This is a genomic window from Corynebacterium lactis RW2-5 (genome assembly GCF_001274895.1).
GTDB lineage: Bacteria > Actinomycetota > Actinomycetes > Mycobacteriales > Mycobacteriaceae > Corynebacterium > Corynebacterium lactis.
In genome coordinates, this window is record NZ_CP006841.1 from 1030424 (window position 1) to 1046845 (window position 16422).

The following is a 16422-nucleotide window of genomic DNA, read 5'->3' on the forward strand; positions in this document are numbered from 1 at the left end:
ACAACATCCACAGCAACACTAAAGAAGTAAGGTTTTCATCATGGCTAACCAGGTTTCCGCAGTAGACGATATCCTCTCCGAATATCACGGACTGGAGGCGCAGCTGGCCGACCCGGATTTGCACAACGACGCCAAGCGCGCCCGCAAGGTGGGCAAGCGCTTCAACGAGCTGCAGCCGGTCATCCAGACTCATGCCAAGCTGACTCAGGTCAAGGAGGACCTGGAGGCGGCGCGCGAGATGGCGCACGAGGACTCCGAGTTCGCTGCCGAAGCTGACAGGCTCGCGGTTGAGGCGGAGGAGCTCGAGGAAAAGCTCGCCGACCTGCTGGCACCCCGCGACCCGCACGATGGCGACGACATCGTCATGGAAATCAAGTCCGGTGCCGGTGGCGAGGAAGCGGCCCTGTTCGCGGGTGAGCTGGCCCGCATGTACCAGCGCTACGCGGAGAAAAACGGGTTCACTACCGAGATCCTCGGCCTTTCCGAGTCCGACCTCGGCGGCGTGAAGGACATGACCATGTCCCTGCGAGCTAAGAACCCAACCCGCGATGGCGCTTGGAGCGTGTTCAAGTTCGAAGGTGGCGTCCACCGCGTCCAGCGCGTACCGGTCACCGAGTCTCAGGGGCGAATCCAGACCTCCGCCGCGGGCGTGCTCGTCTATCCCGAGCCCGACGAGGTCGAGGACGTTCAGATTGACGACAAGGACCTCCGCGTCGACGTCTACCGTTCCTCCGGCAAGGGCGGCCAGGGCGTTAACACCACGGACTCCGCAGTCCGTCTGACCCACCTGCCGACTGGTCTGGTCGTGACCTGCCAGAAGGAGCGCTCGCAGATTCAGAACAAGGCTCGCGCGATGCAGGTGCTGGCCGCTCGACTACAGCAAATGCGCGAAGAAGAGGCCGCCGAGGCAGCCTCCGACCAGCGCAAGTCGCAGGTCCGCACCATGGATCGCTCCGAACGCATCCGCACCTACAACTTCCCAGAGAACCGAGTCTCCGATCACCGCATCGGTTACAAGGCCCACAACCTCGACTCCGTTCTCGGCGGGGACATGGAGGACCTGCTCAAGGCCCTCCACGACGCTGAGCGTGCCGAACGCCTTGAAGCCGAATAATTCGCCCGATGCCGCATGCAGCTCGCCCAGCCTGCCGGATTCCGTCCGCAGTCTAGGCGAGCTCATGCGCTATACCCGCTCCGAGCTTATCGACGCTCACCTGGCCTCGCCCGAAGCCGATGCCCGAGCAATATTCGAAGCCGCAACCTCGGCGGGGCCGGCAGATATCCTTTTCCATGGCGACGAGGAATACACCGGCGACGGGCGCGAGCTCCTCGCGGAAATGATTGCCCGAAGGGTGGCGAGGGAACCGCTTCAGCACATCCTCGGTACTGCACCGATGTTGGGGCTCGAGCTAGCTGTCGGGCCCGGGGTATTCATTCCCCGACCGGAGACCGAATTGCTAGCTCAATGGGCAATTAATATGGCCCGCGGGCTGGTTGGCGAGGGCGTCGGCAAGCTTCGGGTTGTAGACCTCTGCACCGGTTCTGGCGCATTGGCGCTGGCAATCGCGGAGGAGGTGCCGGAAGCGAATATTCTCGCGGTAGAGCTTTCGGACGAGGCACTGGTCTGGACCCGCAAAAACATCGCTGCCTGCGAACAGCGGTGGGGCGGTCCACGAGTGTCACTGATGCAGGCTGATGTCACCGATGTTTCGGCTCTGCGAGCCAATCAATCCCTCGACGATTGGTGGGGCAATGCGGACATAGTTGTGTCGAACCCGCCCTACGTACCGGACTCGACCGAGGTTTTCGAAGAAGTCATGGCCGACCCTCACTCCGCAGTTTTCGGCGGAGACGATGGGCTCGATGTCATTCGTCCTATGATGAACGTAGTCGATGCACTTCTTCGGCCCGGAGGCGTAGTCGGAATCGAGCACGATGATTCGTCAGGCCCTGACATGATGTCGCTACTCGGTGCTCAATGGGAATACGCTTCCGTCTCCGTGATGCAGGACCTGGCCGACCGGGATCGTTTTACCGTCGGCAAGAAGCCAGAATAAGAGATAGTCGGAATGCGCGGTCTTTTGCTGCGCAGGATAAAAGGTAGACCAGGAGCGTAAACGCCAAATGAGCAGGATTATGGACTGCAGCACGGACGAGAATCGTGAGCGCGCAATCACCGCCGCGGTAGACGCGGTCAAGGCCGGGCGCCTTGTCGTCATGCCCACGGACACGGTTTACGGCATCGGCTGCGATGCTTTCGACAACCAGGCGGTAGCTGCCCTGCTACGTGCGAAGCACCGTGGTCCGGACATGCCAGTGCCGGTCCTCGTCGGGTCTTGGACCACTATCGAGGGGCTCGTGCGTGAATATCCTCCGGCCGCTCGTGCGCTCGTCGAAGCATTTTGGCCTGGAGGGCTGTCCATCGTGGTCAACCAAGCCCCGAGCTTGCCGTGGAATCTGGGGGACACGGCCGGCACTGTGATGCTGCGAATGCCGCTGCACCCGATTGCAATTGAGATTCTTCGCCGCACGGGCCCTATGGCAGTCTCAAGCGCAAACATTTCGGGTCAGCCTGCGGCTCTGAACGCCGTACGCGCGAAGCAAATGCTCGGAGGTGAAGCCACAGTTTACGTAGATGGGGGAGAGGCCACGATTGGTACGCCTTCAACCATCATCGACCTATCGACTCCCACCCCGAGAGTCCTTCGCGAGGGAGCGGTTTCTCTCGAATCGATCGCCGAGGTATTGGAAACGACACCGGAGAGACTCCGAGGGCAGTAGCGAGCAAGTGACGTTGGTAAGCCTTTTTGCAGCGCAATCGGGTGGAGCGGGTGTGCCCATCCGAGAGCTTGCCATGCTCGTACTCGTGGCGGCGGCGGTCAGCTACCTGCTGACGGGGGTGGTTCGCTATGTTATGGTCAAGTCCGGGTGGCTCGATCAGCCCCGGTTGCGGGATGTTCACGACATCCCCAAGCCTAGGCTCGGCGGCGTCGCAATGTTTACGGGAGTAATCGCCGCAGTGGCTCTGGCGTCGATACTCCCGGCACTCAATAGGGGTTTTCCTCCAATGACCCCGGATATGAGAGCCATCATCATCGCGGGCTCGGTTCTGCTTTTGGTCGGAATCGCTGACGACTTATTTGATTTGGACGCGCTTACAAAGCTGCTTGGCCAGGTTGCGGCTGCCCTGATTATGTCGTTTATGGGCGTTAGTTGGTACCTGCTCTACATTCCCTTTGGTTCGGGCAGCACGCTAATTCTTGATCCAATCATGTCTACAGTCTTGACTGTTCTCTTTACGGTCGCGTTGATTAACGCTTTCAATTTCGTCGACGGCATTGATGGATTGGCCTCGGGGTTGGGGATGATTGCAGCGGGTGCCATCCTGGTCTATTCGATGGTGATGCTGCACGACCAGGGAGGCACAGTTTCGGCCTATCCACCGGCAATGATTTCAGCATGTCTCTTCGGTGCGTGCCTTGGTTTTCTTCCGCACAACTTCGAACCCGCTCGAATATTCATGGGAGACTCGGGTGCAATGATGATCGGGCTGATGTTGGCTGGCGCCTCGGTGTCTGCCTCAGGCCGAATCGCACCGTCAATGTACGGAACTGCGGACATTATCGCGTTGATGTCGCCAATTGTTGTGGTTATCGCAGCCATTAGCGTGCCAATGCTCGACCTGCTGCTGGCAATTGTCCGGCGCGTCGGACAGGGAAAGTCACCGTTTTCGCCGGATAAAATGCACCTTCATCACCGGCTATTGTCAATGGGGCACAGCCATCGTCGAGTCGTACTCGTTCTCTATCTCTGGGTTTCTGTCATCGCATACGCCGCAGTCGCCACCACAGTTTTCCCCGTTGGGTTCGTCGCTTTCACCTCCGGTTTGTTGCTCATTTTTGCGGTGGTATTCACAATTCGCCGGAGTCGCGATATGCCCAATAGGGGAGAAGGGTCAAGGAAAAGGTACAATTTGCGACCGTGACTGACAATAATTCTCCGGCTGGAGCTTCAAAAAAATCGAAGTATGACGATTCCCGTCGCCCCCTGCTCGCCGCAGCGCGCGCCGGGGCTATCGCACTGGGGATGCTCACGGTCCTATCCCTGTTGGTCTGGGGAGGGAAGAACGGAATGGCCGGCGTCTGGGGTGTGCTCCTGGGGGCTGCGATTAGTGGCAGCTTCGTGCTTCTGACTGTTCTCGGCGTGCTCTTCACGGCAAAAACTTCTCCTACCACGACCCTTGCCGTGGTGATGGGAGGATGGTTGCTGAAGATTGTCATTCTGATTGGCGTGCTGATCATCATTAGAAATCTTCAGTTTTACGACCACCTGACATTCTTTGTCACGGTTGTCCTGACCCTTGTCGTCACTTTGGGGGCGGAAGTGTGGGGAATGTCGCAATCCAATCTGACCTATGTGCAGCCGAACCGAGACTAATTCCCGCGTTGACCTGGCTGAACTCCGGAAAATAGCAGGTAAGCCCTAAATTTGCGGGGCGGGAGCTCGCTATACAACTTCTGAGGCCGAAACCCACATGGGTACTCGGCCTCTTTTTGGTTTTCGGGGTCGGAAAGGTGGGGGTGTGCCGGGTGGGTAAATCTGTGTCGGAACTGTTATCCTGAGCAATGGGTAAGACGGCCTGTTCATGAATAAACATAATTTGTTGTTCTTCTTGCAGGTAACGGTCCCCGTGAGCGCCGTGCTGATGAGCGAATGGAATCCGCGGCGCGACACGTTAAATGACGTCCTTCGCACCGCTTGACAATAGTTCTAGCGGCCCAATCACGGGAGAGAACGCTGAGCGTTACAACACTTGCCGAGATGAAGGGGGAGTTCCACTCGCCCAACTTGCAGGAGGAGTATTTCCCGGGTGAGCAATTTGGTGACTTCCTGCTAGGTGGTGCTGGCGATTGGTTCGCCCTTGACCGCCTGATGGTCGTTCGCCTGTTGATGGCCGTGATCGTCGCCGTGTTCTTCGTCGTCGCAATGCGTCGCCCGAAGCTCGTGCCGACTGGTCTCCAGAACGTTGCGGAGTTGATGCTGGACTTCGTCCGCATCCACATCGCGGAGGAGATTCTTGGAAAGAAGGAGGGACGCCGTTTCCTTCCGGTTCTGGCCACCATCTTCTTCCTTGTTATCTCGATGAATGTCGCAGCCATTATTCCTGGCCTGAACATTTCGCCGAATGCCCGAATCGGCATGCCGCTGATTCTGGCTCTGTTCGCTTACATTGCCTTCATTTACGCGGGCTCGAAGAAGATGGGCTTCTTCAAGTTCCTGAAGTCGGCAGTGGTAATTCCGAACTTGCCGCCGGTGCTCCACTTGATCGTGGTGCCCATCGAGATTTTCTCCAACTTCGTTCTCCGCCCAGTTACGCTGACCATCCGTCTGATGGCCAACATGCTGGCCGGCCACATGGTTCTAGTCCTTCTGTTCGGTGCCACGAACTTCTTCTTCTGGCAGCTGAACGGTTGGACCGCCCTCTCCGGGTTGACCCTTGTTGCTGCGGTCGCGTTCACGCTGTTCGAGATGCTGGTGATTTTCCTGCAGGCGTACATCTTCGCCCTGCTGAGCGCCGTATACATCGAACTGTCGCTGCACGCAGACGAGCACTAGCCCATACATATGAGGCCGCTTATCGGCAACAGGCCTCGCAAATTTAATAGCAAGACCCACTTGACCCACAACCCCCGGGTTTCAACAAATTCAACATCAATTCCCGGGGATCCTTTAAGAAAGGGAACGGTTCATAATGAACGACGTCATCCTCTCCGCCCAGGACGCAGTTGCTAACACCAACCCGGGCCTGAAGACCATCGGCTACGGTCTGTCCACCCTGGGCCCGGGCCTCGGCATCGGCATCGTTGCCGGCAAGACCGTTGAGGGTATGGCACGCCAGCCTGAGATGGCCGGCCAGCTGCGTACCACCATGTTCCTGGGTATCGCCTTCACCGAGGCCCTCGCCCTGATCGGCCTGGTCGCAGGCTTCGTTTTCTAAGTCCGGACCTCAAGCGGAGAACACGTAAACCATGACAGATTTCACCTTTTTGCTAGCGGCGGGTGAGCACCTCCCTATGGGAGAGTCCATCAACCCGCTGCTGCCAAAGACCTATGACATCGTCTGGTCCGTTGTCCCGCTGGTTATTATCCTGGTTCTCTTCTGGAAGCTCGTACTTCCGAAGTTCCAGGAGGTCCTGACCGAGCGGGAGGACCGGATTGAGGGCGGCATTGAACGCGCTGAGGCTGCACAGGCCGAGGCAAAGGCCGCTCTAGAGAAGTACAACAGCCAGCTCGCAGAGGCCCGTACTGAAGCAGCCAAGATTCGCGATGAGGCCCGTGCACAGGGTCAGCGCATCATTGCTGAGGCTACGACCAAGGCTAATGACGAGAGCGCCCGAATCATCGAGTCCGGTGAGAAGCAGCTTGCTGCCCAGCGTGAGCAGGTAGTAGCAGAGCTGCGCAAGGAAATGGGCCAGAACTCCATCAATCTTGCTGAGCGCCTCCTGGGTGAGCAGCTTTCCGACGACGTTCGTAACTCGTCGACGATTGATAGTTTCCTGTCCAACCTTGACACCGTGGCCCCGGCCGGAAAGTAGGCGACATGCACGCAGCAAGCCGCGAATCCCTGGCAGTCCTCGGCCAGCGCCTGGATGCCGCTATTAGCGGTGAGGGCGCAGCCGTTGCTAACGCTGCTCAGACTGGTTCCGAGCTTTTCGACATCGTCGAGGTCCTGGACTCCGACCGCGGCCTGCGTGTCGCTGTCGCCGACCCTTCGGCGACTGCGGAACAGCGTTCTGGAATCCTCCGGAACCTGTTCGCGGGCAAGGTATCTGAGACGACTCTTAACATCGTCGTGGATGCTGCCGCGCAGGTATGGTCCACCCCGCGTGAGATGCGCGAGGGACTGGTAGAGCTGGGCCGCCGTGCCCTCCTTCGCTCTGCCGAGAGCCAGGGACAGCTCGAGACTGTTGAGTCCGAGCTGTTCCAACTGGGACACATCCTGGCTGAGCAGTCGCAGCTAGAACAGCTGCTGGCCGACAAGGCCGCAACCCCCGAAGCCAAGCGTGGGCTCCTCGCTTCTGTGCTCTACGGCAAGGTCACCTCGGTGACAGAAGCCCTGGCATTGCAGGCGGTCGGACGCCCAACCAAGCGCCCCGCGGACGACATCGACTCCCTGTCCCGGCTAGCCGCCGGCCTGCGGAACCACGTCGTCGCTCGCGTGACCAGTGCCACTGCCGTCTCTGACGAGCAAGAGCGTGCGCTGGCGGACAAGCTCGGCCGAGTCTACGGCAAGGCGATGTCCATCCACACCGTGGTCGACAAGTCGATCCTCGGTGGACTGGTCATCCGGGTTGGCGACGAGGTCATCGACGGTAGCCTATCGACGAAGCTCGAAAAGCTGCGCGTCGGCCTCGGCTGACGGATGGTTTAGACGATTAATCACTGGAAGAATATTACCGAGAGCAGGAAGAACATGGCGGAGCTGACGATCTCCTCCGACGAGATCCGTAGCGCGATTGCGAACTACACCTCGAGCTACTCCCCGGAGGCCTCCCGTGAGGAGGTTGGCGTTGTTATCAGTGCAGCTGATGGCATCGCCCAGGTTTCGGGAATGCCGTCGGTCATGACGAACGAGCTTCTCGAGTTCCCGGGCGGCGTCATTGGCGTCGCACAGAACCTCGACACCGACAAGGTCGGCGTTGTGGTCCTGGGTAACTTCGAGTCGCTCAAAGAGGGTGACGAGGTAAAGCGGACGGGTGACGTCCTTTCAATTCCGGTTGGGGACAAGTTCCTCGGCCGCGTTATCAACCCCCTGGGCCAGCCGATTGACGGCCTGGGTGACATTGAGGCTGAAGAGGACCGCGTCCTCGAGCTGCAGGCACCTTCTGTGCTGCAGCGTCAGCCGGTCGAAGAGCCGATGGCAACTGGTATCAAGGCCATCGACGCTATGACCCCAATTGGTCGTGGTCAGCGTCAGCTGATTATTGGTGACCGTAAGACCGGTAAGACCGCGGTCTGCCTGGACACCATCTTGAACCAGAAGGCTAACTGGGAGTCCGGTGACCCGAGCAAGCAGGTGCGATGCATCTATGTTGCTATTGGTCAGAAGGGCTCGACCATCGCTGGTGTGCGCCAGACTCTCGAAGAGCAGGGTGCACTCGAGTACACCACCATCGTCGCTGCCCCGGCGTCGGACGCCGCAGGCTTCAAATGGCTTGCTCCATTCGCAGGCGCCGCACTGGGTCAGCATTGGATGTACCAGGGCAAGCACGTCCTGGTCATCTACGATGATTTGACTAAGCAGGCTGAGGCATATCGTGCAATCTCCCTGCTGCTGCGTCGCCCGCCGGGACGCGAAGCTTACCCGGGCGATGTCTTCTACCTGCACTCCCGTCTGCTGGAGCGTGCTGCAAAGCTCTCCGACGACATGGGTGCCGGCTCGCTCACCGCGCTGCCGATCATCGAGACCAAGGCAAACGACGTGTCGGCGTTCATCCCGACTAACGTCATTTCCATTACCGACGGTCAGGTCTTCCTTGAGTCCGACCTGTTCAACCAGGGTGTCCGACCGGCTATTAACGTCGGTGTCTCGGTCTCCCGTGTCGGTGGTGCTGCTCAGACCAAGGGCATGAAGAAGGTTTCCGGTAACCTGCGTCTGGACCTCGCGTCCTACCGCGACCTGGAAGCATTCGCTATGTTCGCCTCCGACCTGGACGATGCCTCCAAGCGCCAGCTGGAGCGTGGTCAGCGTCTGGTCGAGCTGCTGAAGCAGCCGGAGAACAAGCCGCAGGCTGTCGAGTACCAGATGACCTCCATCTACCTGGCAGGCGAAGGCGAGTTCGACGACGTTCCTGTTGAGGATGTCCGTCGTTTCGAGGCAGAGCTCATGGAGAACCTGCAGTCCACTCAGCCGGCTGTCTTCGAGCAGATTGCCGGTGGTGTTCCGTTCTCCGACGAGTCCAAGGCTTCCCTGAAGTCCGCAACCGCAGAGTTCAAGAAGTCCTTCCAGACTTCTGAGGGCGCCCCGCTGGCTTCTGAGGCTCCCGTCGACGCCCTCGCCGACGGTGAAGTCAAGAAGCAGCAGATCACGGTCTCTCGCAAGACTGCCCAGAAATAGGCAGGTTGTGAAAGTAAATGACCGTAATCGCAACAGAAGGGAGGGAATAGGACATGGCGAATCTTCGTGAACTTCGAGCCCGAATCAAGTCGGTGAACTCGACTAAGAAGATCACCAAGGCCCAGGAGCTTATCGCGACTTCGCGCATTACTAAGGCGCAGCGTCGCGTGGCAGACTCCCAGCCGTACGCCGACGAGATTGAAAACGTGATTGGACGACTCGCTTCGGCATCGTCACTGGATCACCCAATGCTCAACGAGCGTGAAGGCGCACAGCGTGTCGCTGTCTTGGTCGTTACTAGTGACCGCGGTATGTGTGGCGGCTACAACCACAACGTCCTGAAGAAGGCCGCGGAACTGCGCGCCAATCTTGAGGAAAAGGGACACGAGGTTGTCATCTATGTAACGGGCCGTAAGGGTGCCGATTACTACGACTTCCGCGGTGTCGAACTGGCCGGCACATGGGAGGGCTTCTCTCAGGATCCGGACTACGCTGCAACCCATGACGTGCGTCGTCATCTCATTGATGGCTTCACTGCATCTTCTGAGGGTAAGGCGAAGTACCGCGAGGGCCTTCGTGTCGCTGAGGGCGAGGCTGTTCAGGGCTTCGACCAGGTACACGTGGTCTATACCGAATTCGTATCCATGCTGTCTCAGGTTCCGCGCGCGCACCAGATGCTCCCAATTGAGCCGGTGTTCGAGGAAGAAGAGTTTAAGCAGGGAGAGGACATGCTGAGCAACGCTTCGGATGACCTTTTCGCGGACTACGAGTTCGAGCCTGATGCCGATACTCTGCTGGCAGAACTTCTGCCGCAGTACGTGTCCAAGACCCTGTTCGCAGTGATGCTGGAGGCGGCAGCTTCTGAGTCAGCAGCCCGACGCAACGCTATGAAGTCTGCAACTGATAACGCGACCGAGCTGGTCAAGGACCTCTCTCGCGTGGCCAACCAGGCACGTCAGGCGCAGATTACCCAGGAAATCACAGAAATCGTCGGTGGCGCCGGTGCGCTCGACGACAGCGGAGAAAGTGACTAGATATGAGCACAGCTCTAAGTGAGCAGAACACCACCACGGCTGTGGGCCGTGTTGTGCGTGTCATCGGTGCCGTCGTCGACGTGGAGTTCCCGCGTAACGAACTGCCGGCACTGTACAACGCACTGACCGTGGAAGTGACCCTTCCGTCGGTCGCAAAGACCATCGTTCTGGAGACGGCGCAGCACCTGGGTGACAACCTGGTGCGGACCATCGCCATGGCCCCGACCGACGGCCTCGTCCGCGGTTCTGAGGTCACCGATACCGGTAAGCCGATTTCGGTGCCGGTCGGTGACGTCGTCAAGGGCCACGTCTTTAACGCGATGGGCGACTGCCTGGATCAGCCGGGCCTCGGTCGCGATGGCGAGCAGTGGGGCATCCACCGTGAGCCGCCGGCCTTCGACCAGCTCGAGGGTAAGACCGAAATTCTGGAGACCGGAATTAAGGTCATCGACCTGCTGACCCCTTACGTTAAGGGTGGCAAAATTGGTCTCTTCGGTGGCGCCGGTGTCGGCAAGACCGTTCTGATCCAGGAAATGATTACGCGTATTGCACGCGAGTTCTCCGGTACCTCGGTCTTCGCAGGTGTCGGTGAGCGTACCCGTGAGGGCACCGACCTCTTCCTCGAAATGGAAGAGATGGGCGTTCTCCAGGACACCGCCCTCGTCTTCGGCCAGATGGATGAGCCCCCGGGAGTCCGTATGCGCGTCGCTCTGTCGGGCCTGACCATGGCGGAGTACTTCCGCGATGTTCAGCACCAGGACGTGCTGCTCTTCATTGACAACATCTTCCGTTTCACCCAGGCCGGTTCTGAGGTCTCGACCCTTCTGGGTCGTATGCCTTCCGCCGTGGGTTACCAGCCGACCTTGGCTGACGAGATGGGCGTCCTGCAGGAGCGCATTACCTCCACTAAGGGCAAGTCGATTACGTCTCTGCAGGCCGTTTACGTGCCCGCCGACGACTACACCGACCCGGCTCCGGCAACGACCTTCGCCCACCTCGATGCAACCACCGAGCTTGACCGCTCGATTGCATCGAAGGGTATTTACCCGGCAGTGAACCCACTGACCTCGACCTCTCGTATTCTTGAGCCGTCGATTGTCGGTGAGGAGCACTACCGCGTTGCGCAGCAGGTTATTAACATCCTGCAGAAGAACAAGGAACTCCAGGACATCATCGCCATCCTCGGTATGGACGAGCTGTCTGAGGAGGACAAGGTGACCGTACAGCGCGCACGTCGTATCCAGCGATTCTTGGGTCAGAACTTCTTTGTTGCTGAGAAGTTCACGGGTCTGCCTGGTTCCTACGTGCCGCTTAAGGACACCATTGTCGCCTTCGACCGCATCTGCAAGGGTGACTTCGATAACTACCCGGAGATGGCCTTCGACGGCCTGGGTGGCCTCGACGATGTCGAGAAGAAGTACGCTGAAATGCAGAAGAAGTAAGGGGCATCCTCATGGCTGAAATCACCACTGAACTGGTCGCCGTCGAGCGACCGCTCTGGAAGGGCAAGGCGACTTCGGTTTCTGCCCAGACCACCGAGGGTGAGATCGGCGTGCTGCCCGGACACCAGCCGTTCCTTGGCCAGCTGGTCAATAACGGCTCGGTGACCATTAAGACCGCAGACGGCGAAACTCTCGTCGCCTCGGTCCAGGGTGGGTTCATTTCCGTATCCCAGAAGAAAATCTCAATCCTCGCGGACTGGGCTATCTGGGCCGATGAGGTTAACCTCTCGGAGGCCGAGGCCAACCTGACCTCGGATGACCCTGCAGTAAAGGCACAGGCGGAGTCCGAGGTTCGCGCGGCTCGTCGCGCGGCGTCGGCTCGCTAGTGACCTGAGCATCCGGTCGCACGACCGTATTCTTCCTGCTTCAAACTCTTGCAAGGAGGCGGGTGTTAAGAATTATTTTCTTAACGCCCGCCTCCTTCGGGTTTTAGCCGACATTTCCGAGCAACACGGTGCATCTGGGGCTAGAACGGCAGACTTTTTATTCGTGTCTGAGTTTCGGGTAAAGTTTTTAAAAAGCCCTCTTTCGCTTTTAATCGAAGGAATGTCTTCTATTTCACCCGATAGTTAGGCTGACACACTTTGTTTTCGAGCGTTACCCTGTTTTCCATCTTTTTGATGGCAATCGGTCTCATTCTTGTCGCCGGTGGCGCGCTTGCGCTCTGGCGTTTCGCAAGCTTGCACTCTAAGGGAACTCCCGTAATCGTGCGTCCTTTGCCTGCTAGCGATGGGGCTGCTTGGCGCCATGGCGTTATGGTCTATTCGGAGTCCGTGCTGAAGGTTTATAAGCTCCGTTCGCTCCGTCCCGGCGCAGATGTCTGTTTCTCCCGTCACGACGTGTCGATTGTTGATCGCAGAGATCCAACGATGGTCGAGGCGGGATTTTTTGATGACGGATTAAAAGTTGTTCGTATTCAGACTCGATCGGTCGGGCAGTGGGAACTGGCCCTGGACCCCTCTGGTGATACAGCACTCGTTGCTTGGGTGGAGTCGTCGCCGTCAGTTCGCCAGACACGAGTCCTGCCCACGGATATCGAGAAACGCTTTCGAGCAGTAAGCGACCGTCAGCGCGGTGGTCAGCGGCAGGGGCATCAGGGGTTTTAATCAGCGAATTCAAACGCTACGGCCGAATGGTCAAACCACAGGGCAACTTTTTCGCGTGTATGAATCGGGTTAGGGTAGTGGAATGCGCCTAGTTATTGCCGAATGCTCCGTGGACTACGTAGGACGTCTAAATGCCCACCTTCCAAAGGCACCACGTCTTCTCCTAGTTAAGGCGGACGGCTCGGTCTCTGTGCATGCCGACGACCGCGCGTACAAGCCCCTCAACTGGATGACGCCACCGTGCACGCTCTCGGAGAAGGACATTCTCGACGAGGCTGGTGAGGACACCGGTGAAAAGCTCTGGGTCGTCGAAAATAAGAAGGGCGAACAACTCCGGATTACTATCACGTCGGTTATTTCCGATGTCTCCCATGAGCTAGGGGCAGACCCCGGACTGGAAAAGGACGGTGTGGAGGCGCACCTACAGCAACTGCTAGCTGACCAGTTCTCTACCTTTGGGGATGGGTACACACTGATTCGTCGGGAATATCCGACTGCGATCGGTCCGGTTGACCTGTTAGGCAGGGACGACACGGGCGCCACTGTAGCTGTTGAGGTGAAGCGTCGCGGCGGTATTGACGGAGTCGAGCAGTTGTCCCGCTATCTGGAGATGCTCAACAGGGATGAGCTTCTCGCGCCGGTTGCAGGAATTTTCGCGGCACAGGAGATCAAGCCGCAGGCGAGGACCCTCGCCGAGGACCGCGGCATCCGCTGCGTGACAGTCGACTACGACGCATTGCGCGGTCTGGATTCCGGCGAATTGCGGTTGTTCTAGATGCCGCGGCGTAATTCCCGCAAGAAAAGTCACAAGGGGCCGCGAAGCAGCGCCAAAGGCCGAAACTCGTTGCCTAGGTTTGGGAGCACTTTTCAGCAAACGCGAACCGAGACTGGGCCATCGGGGTGGGAAGACGTGGACTTCGCAGTTCGCAATGTCAGCGCCGGGCAGTCCACCAAGGTCTACCGCTGCCCGGGCTGCGACCAAGAAATAATGCCGGGAACCTCCCATATCGTGGCATGGCCCGTAGGCTATGGCGGGGGTAGCGAGGATCGTCGCCATTGGCACACTAATTGCTGGCGAAAAAGGGCCCAACGCACCATCACTCGCCGTTGGGGATAGCGAGCGAGGTCGGTTCGCAGGGCCCGTTAAGCGACCGTCGTAAAGCAGGCGGCCCTAAAGATAGAGGCGATTACTCGGCCGGCTCTACCAGTTCGAGGAGAACGCCACCGGCATCCTTCGGGTGGACAAAGTTGATGCGAGAGCCTGCGGTGCCAATCTTGGGCTCCGGGTACAGGACGCGGGTGCCCTGCTCCTTCAGGTGAGCCATGAGCGCCTCAAGATCAGTGACGCGGACTGCGTACTGCTGAATGCCGGGGCCCTTCTTGTCCAGGTACTTAGCGATAGTGGACTCTTCGTTGAGAGGGGCCAAAATCTGAACCAGGGTGCCTCCTTCGACCTTGTCGGCCGGGCCGAGCATGGCCTCGTGGACGCCCTGCTCCTCGTTGACCTCATCGTGGTAATTGATGAAGCCGAGGTTGGCGCGGTACCACTCGACAGCGGCGTCGAAATCCGGGACTGCGACACCTACGTGATCGACGGCGACGACGTACTTATGGGGAACTGGAATGTGCGACTCACTCATGTAATCCAGGATACGCGCTATCATCGGCGCCATGATTGTTGCATTCTCCGTTGCCCCCACATTTTCCGATCCTGACCAGGGCATGGCCGAAGCGGTCGCCGAGGCGGTGCGTGTGGTGCGCGAATCAGGGTTGCCGAATGAGACAAACGCAATGTTTACGCTAGTGGAGGGGGAATGGGACGAGGTGATGGCTGTAATTAAGCGGGCCACGGAAGCGGTCACCCGCGTCAGTCCGCGGACATCGCTGGTGATTAAGGCGGATATCCGCAACGGCTACACCGGCCAGCTCCGCGCGAAGGTCGACGCGGTAGAGCAGGCGCTTGAAGCCTCGGAGTAGGGCGGAAGAATTGTCCGGGCGCCACCCGGATATCTTAAAGAGCAGCGAAATAAGAAGGAGCGATACTTTCTCTCATGGCCCATTCACATTCCCACTCCCACGGACATTCTCACGGCCACTCCCACGGACATTCTCACGGCCACTCCCACGGACATTCTCACGATGGCCACCACGAGTGTTCGACGCCCCCGCCACCACCCGGCACCGTTGATCTGGAACGCATGCATCAGCGCGCAGAAGCCGAGCGTAAGCGCAAGGAGGAGCTCGAGCGGGCGACATCCGATCAGGGGGAAGGGCTGCCTCCGGTAGTGGAGGTAACTCCCCAAAACCTCGAAGGGGAAGTGGTACTGCGCTCGGAGCAGGTGCCAGTAGTCGTGCTGATCGGTGCTGCTGGTGCTGCCGATTCGCTTCGGCTGCGCACCGAACTAGAGGCCATGGCCCGTGAAGCGCAGCTGAACTGGATTTTGGCGTGGGTCGATGCCGATGAACACCCGCAGTTGGCGCGAGCTTTTGGCGTGCAGGCCCTGCCGACGGTGACCGCCGTCGCAATGGGGAGCCCGATTGGCATGTTCGCGGGGGAGAAGACTCGAGACTGGCTCGACCAGTGGATAGCGCAAGTCATGGAGGCCACGAAGGGGCGTCTCAAGGGACTGCCCGCAGGTACGCGCATGGCCGGTGAGGGGGAAGACCCAGAACAGGAAACCCCCACGGACTTCTTTGGCAATCCAGTGCCGACATCGGATCCTCGCCTGGAGCAGGCAGAGGACCTACTCTCCGAGGGCGATTTTGACGCAGCCCTAGCTCTCTATGACGCGATGTTGGACTCCGAACCGGCGAACGCCGGCCTGAAGCGTGCACACGCCAACGTCGCATTCTTCGCCCGCGCCGCTAAGATCGACCGCTCCCGGGACCCAATTTCGCTTGCCGACGCAACCCCCGGCGATGTTGCGCTAGCCCTCGATGCGGCAGATGTGACCATGCTGGTCGATGATCCGGCGAAGGCTCTCGATCGTCTGCTCCGGCTGCTGCCGGTGGTATTCGGTAAAGACCGCGAGGAGATCAGGGAACGGCTGCTGGAGTACCTTCTCCTTTTCGACGCCGCGGATCCGGCGGCACTCGATGCACGCCGCAGGATGGCCAGCGCGCTGTTTTAGCTTGCTGGTTTAGGCGTTGGTGTATGGCCAGTCGTCCGGGGCCATGAAGTGGTAAACGCTGCCCATGACGACGGCCATGAACGCCAAAAGCAGGCTGAAAAGTAGCGCCCGCGTGACCAAGTGGCGCTCGCGGTACCAGGCATAGAAGGCATCGAGACGTGCGGCTAACCAGATATTTAGCCGGCGCGTTGGGGGATGGACGAGGGACAGAATGCCCAGTGCCACGAAAATACACAGCCATCCCGGGGCGGGAGTCGGCAAAATGACAATCCCGAAAATCAGCAGGCTGAAGCCAGCGACGAGAAGGACCGGTGAAAGGAAGGGGCCGTACCACTGAGTCCGCATGTGGAAATGACGTTTCTGCATGCGGTTCATCAAGTGGTGGACTTTCTCTTCCATCGGGCCTCGCTTCCTTAAAGCTTTCTCTATCTTGCCATGATTGTCGCCCGCTAGCGCATTTCCAGGAAATCATTGGAGTGCAGCTGGGACTTTCAGGACGGAATCCGAAGTTAAGAGTTTTCGCAGTTGATA

At 59.0% G+C, this 16422-nt stretch carries 19 protein-coding genes; 17 read left to right on the top strand and 2 right to left on the bottom strand.

From position 1 onward, the window contains the following. Positions 1 to 40 precede the first annotated feature (40 nt). The 15 genes from prfA to nucS all read left to right on the top strand — a co-directional run bounded on the left by prfA (position 41) and on the right by nucS (position 13535). Entirely contained in the window at positions 41 to 1114 is a 1074-nt protein-coding gene (gene prfA, locus CLAC_RS04455) for a peptide chain release factor 1 (RefSeq protein WP_053411872.1), read from the top strand. Next, positions 1089 to 2057, top strand: a complete 969-nt coding sequence (prmC, locus tag CLAC_RS04460) for a peptide chain release factor N(5)-glutamine methyltransferase (protein ID WP_245621978.1) — start codon at positions 1089 to 1091, stop codon at positions 2055 to 2057. Before prfA ends, prmC begins: the two co-directional genes overlap by 26 nt. A gap of 67 nt (positions 2058 to 2124) precedes the next feature. Further along, positions 2125 to 2781 carry an L-threonylcarbamoyladenylate synthase gene (locus tag CLAC_RS04465; RefSeq protein ID WP_053411873.1) on the top strand — a complete coding sequence of 219 codons (657 nt, stop codon included), beginning with the start codon at positions 2125 to 2127 and terminating at the stop codon, positions 2779 to 2781. Positions 2782 to 2854: 73 nt separating this feature from the next. Beyond that, positions 2855 to 3985, top strand: coding sequence for an MraY family glycosyltransferase (locus CLAC_RS04470; protein WP_053413269.1), 1131 nt, complete (start codon positions 2855 to 2857; stop codon positions 3983 to 3985). Beyond that, positions 3982 to 4437, top strand: coding sequence for a Cg1360 family ATP-synthase-associated protein (locus CLAC_RS04475; RefSeq protein WP_053411874.1), 456 nt, complete (start codon positions 3982 to 3984; stop codon positions 4435 to 4437). Before CLAC_RS04470 ends, CLAC_RS04475 begins: the two co-directional genes overlap by 4 nt. 384 nt (positions 4438 to 4821) lie before the next feature. Then, positions 4822 to 5616 carry a F0F1 ATP synthase subunit A gene (gene atpB / locus CLAC_RS04480; RefSeq protein WP_053411875.1) on the top strand — a complete coding sequence of 265 codons (795 nt, stop codon included), beginning with the start codon at positions 4822 to 4824 and terminating at the stop codon, positions 5614 to 5616. Between the two features lie 136 nt (positions 5617 to 5752). Further along, positions 5753 to 5998: an ATP synthase F0 subunit C gene (locus CLAC_RS04485; protein WP_053411876.1), complete on the top strand. Its 246-nt coding sequence runs from the start codon at positions 5753 to 5755 to the stop codon at positions 5996 to 5998. 31 nt (positions 5999 to 6029) lie between these two features. Further along, on the top strand, positions 6030 to 6596 hold the full coding sequence (locus CLAC_RS04490) for a F0F1 ATP synthase subunit B (protein WP_053411877.1): 567 nt from the start codon (positions 6030 to 6032) through the stop codon (positions 6594 to 6596). A 5-nt stretch (positions 6597 to 6601) separates the two neighbouring features. Next, positions 6602 to 7420 carry a F0F1 ATP synthase subunit delta gene (locus tag CLAC_RS04495; RefSeq protein WP_053411878.1) on the top strand — a complete coding sequence of 273 codons (819 nt, stop codon included), beginning with the start codon at positions 6602 to 6604 and terminating at the stop codon, positions 7418 to 7420. Positions 7421 to 7474: 54 nt separating this feature from the next. Further along, positions 7475 to 9118 (top strand): F0F1 ATP synthase subunit alpha, encoded by a 1644-nt coding sequence (gene atpA, locus CLAC_RS04500; RefSeq protein WP_053411879.1) that lies wholly within the window; start codon positions 7475 to 7477, stop codon positions 9116 to 9118. A gap of 53 nt (positions 9119 to 9171) precedes the next feature. Continuing rightward, positions 9172 to 10152, top strand: coding sequence for a F0F1 ATP synthase subunit gamma (locus CLAC_RS04505; RefSeq protein WP_053411880.1), 981 nt, complete (start codon positions 9172 to 9174; stop codon positions 10150 to 10152). Between the two features lie 2 nt (positions 10153 to 10154). Next, on the top strand, positions 10155 to 11594 hold the full coding sequence (atpD, locus tag CLAC_RS04510) for a F0F1 ATP synthase subunit beta (RefSeq protein ID WP_053411881.1): 1440 nt from the start codon (positions 10155 to 10157) through the stop codon (positions 11592 to 11594). Between the two features lie 11 nt (positions 11595 to 11605). After that, positions 11606 to 11980, top strand: a complete 375-nt coding sequence (locus tag CLAC_RS04515) for a F0F1 ATP synthase subunit epsilon (protein WP_053411882.1) — start codon at positions 11606 to 11608, stop codon at positions 11978 to 11980. Between the two features lie 258 nt (positions 11981 to 12238). Continuing rightward, positions 12239 to 12760 (top strand): DUF2550 domain-containing protein, encoded by a 522-nt coding sequence (locus CLAC_RS04520; RefSeq protein WP_053411883.1) that lies wholly within the window; start codon positions 12239 to 12241, stop codon positions 12758 to 12760. Positions 12761 to 12842: 82 nt separating this feature from the next. Next, positions 12843 to 13535, top strand: a complete 693-nt coding sequence (gene nucS, locus CLAC_RS04525) for an endonuclease NucS (RefSeq protein ID WP_053411884.1) — start codon at positions 12843 to 12845, stop codon at positions 13533 to 13535. A 412-nt stretch (positions 13536 to 13947) separates the two neighbouring features. On the opposite strand, the gene mce is transcribed toward nucS, so the two are convergent. Further along, positions 13948 to 14400: a methylmalonyl-CoA epimerase gene (mce, locus tag CLAC_RS04530; protein WP_053413270.1), complete on the bottom strand. Its 453-nt coding sequence runs from the start codon at positions 14398 to 14400 to the stop codon at positions 13948 to 13950. A gap of 31 nt (positions 14401 to 14431) precedes the next feature. On the opposite strand from mce, the gene CLAC_RS04535 reads away from it, so the two are divergent. Next, a complete protein-coding gene (locus CLAC_RS04535; protein ID WP_053411885.1) occupies positions 14432 to 14737 on the top strand; it encodes a thiamine-binding protein in 306 nt (101 codons plus the stop codon). Positions 14738 to 14811: 74 nt separating this feature from the next. After that, positions 14812 to 15891 (top strand): tetratricopeptide repeat protein, encoded by a 1080-nt coding sequence (locus CLAC_RS04540; protein WP_053411886.1) that lies wholly within the window; start codon positions 14812 to 14814, stop codon positions 15889 to 15891. A gap of 9 nt (positions 15892 to 15900) precedes the next feature. On the opposite strand, the gene CLAC_RS04545 is transcribed toward CLAC_RS04540, so the two are convergent. After that, positions 15901 to 16290 (bottom strand): TIGR02611 family protein, encoded by a 390-nt coding sequence (locus CLAC_RS04545; RefSeq protein ID WP_053411887.1) that lies wholly within the window; start codon positions 16288 to 16290, stop codon positions 15901 to 15903. Between the last annotated feature and the right edge of the window lie 132 nt (positions 16291 to 16422).

What these genes read in the sequence shown, in the direction of transcription:
- CLAC_RS04490 (WP_053411877.1), top strand. Translation starts at nt 6,030, where the DNA reads ATGACAGATTTCACCTTTTTGCTAGCGGCGGGTGAGCACCTCCCTATG.
- CLAC_RS04545 (WP_053411887.1), bottom strand. Translation starts at nt 16,290, where the DNA reads ATGGAAGAGAAAGTCCACCACTTGATGAACCGCATGCAGAAACGTCAT.
- nucS (WP_053411884.1), top strand. Translation starts at nt 12,843, where the DNA reads ATGCGCCTAGTTATTGCCGAATGCTCCGTGGACTACGTAGGACGTCTA.
- CLAC_RS04540 (WP_053411886.1), top strand. Translation starts at nt 14,812, where the DNA reads ATGGCCCATTCACATTCCCACTCCCACGGACATTCTCACGGCCACTCC.
- atpA (WP_053411879.1), top strand. Translation starts at nt 7,475, where the DNA reads ATGGCGGAGCTGACGATCTCCTCCGACGAGATCCGTAGCGCGATTGCG.
- prfA (WP_053411872.1), top strand. Translation starts at nt 41, where the DNA reads ATGGCTAACCAGGTTTCCGCAGTAGACGATATCCTCTCCGAATATCAC.
- CLAC_RS04465 (WP_053411873.1), top strand. Translation starts at nt 2,125, where the DNA reads ATGAGCAGGATTATGGACTGCAGCACGGACGAGAATCGTGAGCGCGCA.
- atpD (WP_053411881.1), top strand. Translation starts at nt 10,155, where the DNA reads ATGAGCACAGCTCTAAGTGAGCAGAACACCACCACGGCTGTGGGCCGT.
- atpB (WP_053411875.1), top strand. Translation starts at nt 4,822, where the DNA reads ATGAAGGGGGAGTTCCACTCGCCCAACTTGCAGGAGGAGTATTTCCCG.
- mce (WP_053413270.1), bottom strand. Translation starts at nt 14,400, where the DNA reads ATGAGTGAGTCGCACATTCCAGTTCCCCATAAGTACGTCGTCGCCGTC.
- CLAC_RS04495 (WP_053411878.1), top strand. Translation starts at nt 6,602, where the DNA reads ATGCACGCAGCAAGCCGCGAATCCCTGGCAGTCCTCGGCCAGCGCCTG.
- CLAC_RS04470 (WP_053413269.1), top strand. Translation starts at nt 2,855, where the DNA reads ATGCTCGTACTCGTGGCGGCGGCGGTCAGCTACCTGCTGACGGGGGTG.
- CLAC_RS04485 (WP_053411876.1), top strand. Translation starts at nt 5,753, where the DNA reads ATGAACGACGTCATCCTCTCCGCCCAGGACGCAGTTGCTAACACCAAC.
- CLAC_RS04535 (WP_053411885.1), top strand. Translation starts at nt 14,432, where the DNA reads ATGATTGTTGCATTCTCCGTTGCCCCCACATTTTCCGATCCTGACCAG.
- CLAC_RS04515 (WP_053411882.1), top strand. Translation starts at nt 11,606, where the DNA reads ATGGCTGAAATCACCACTGAACTGGTCGCCGTCGAGCGACCGCTCTGG.
- CLAC_RS04505 (WP_053411880.1), top strand. Translation starts at nt 9,172, where the DNA reads ATGGCGAATCTTCGTGAACTTCGAGCCCGAATCAAGTCGGTGAACTCG.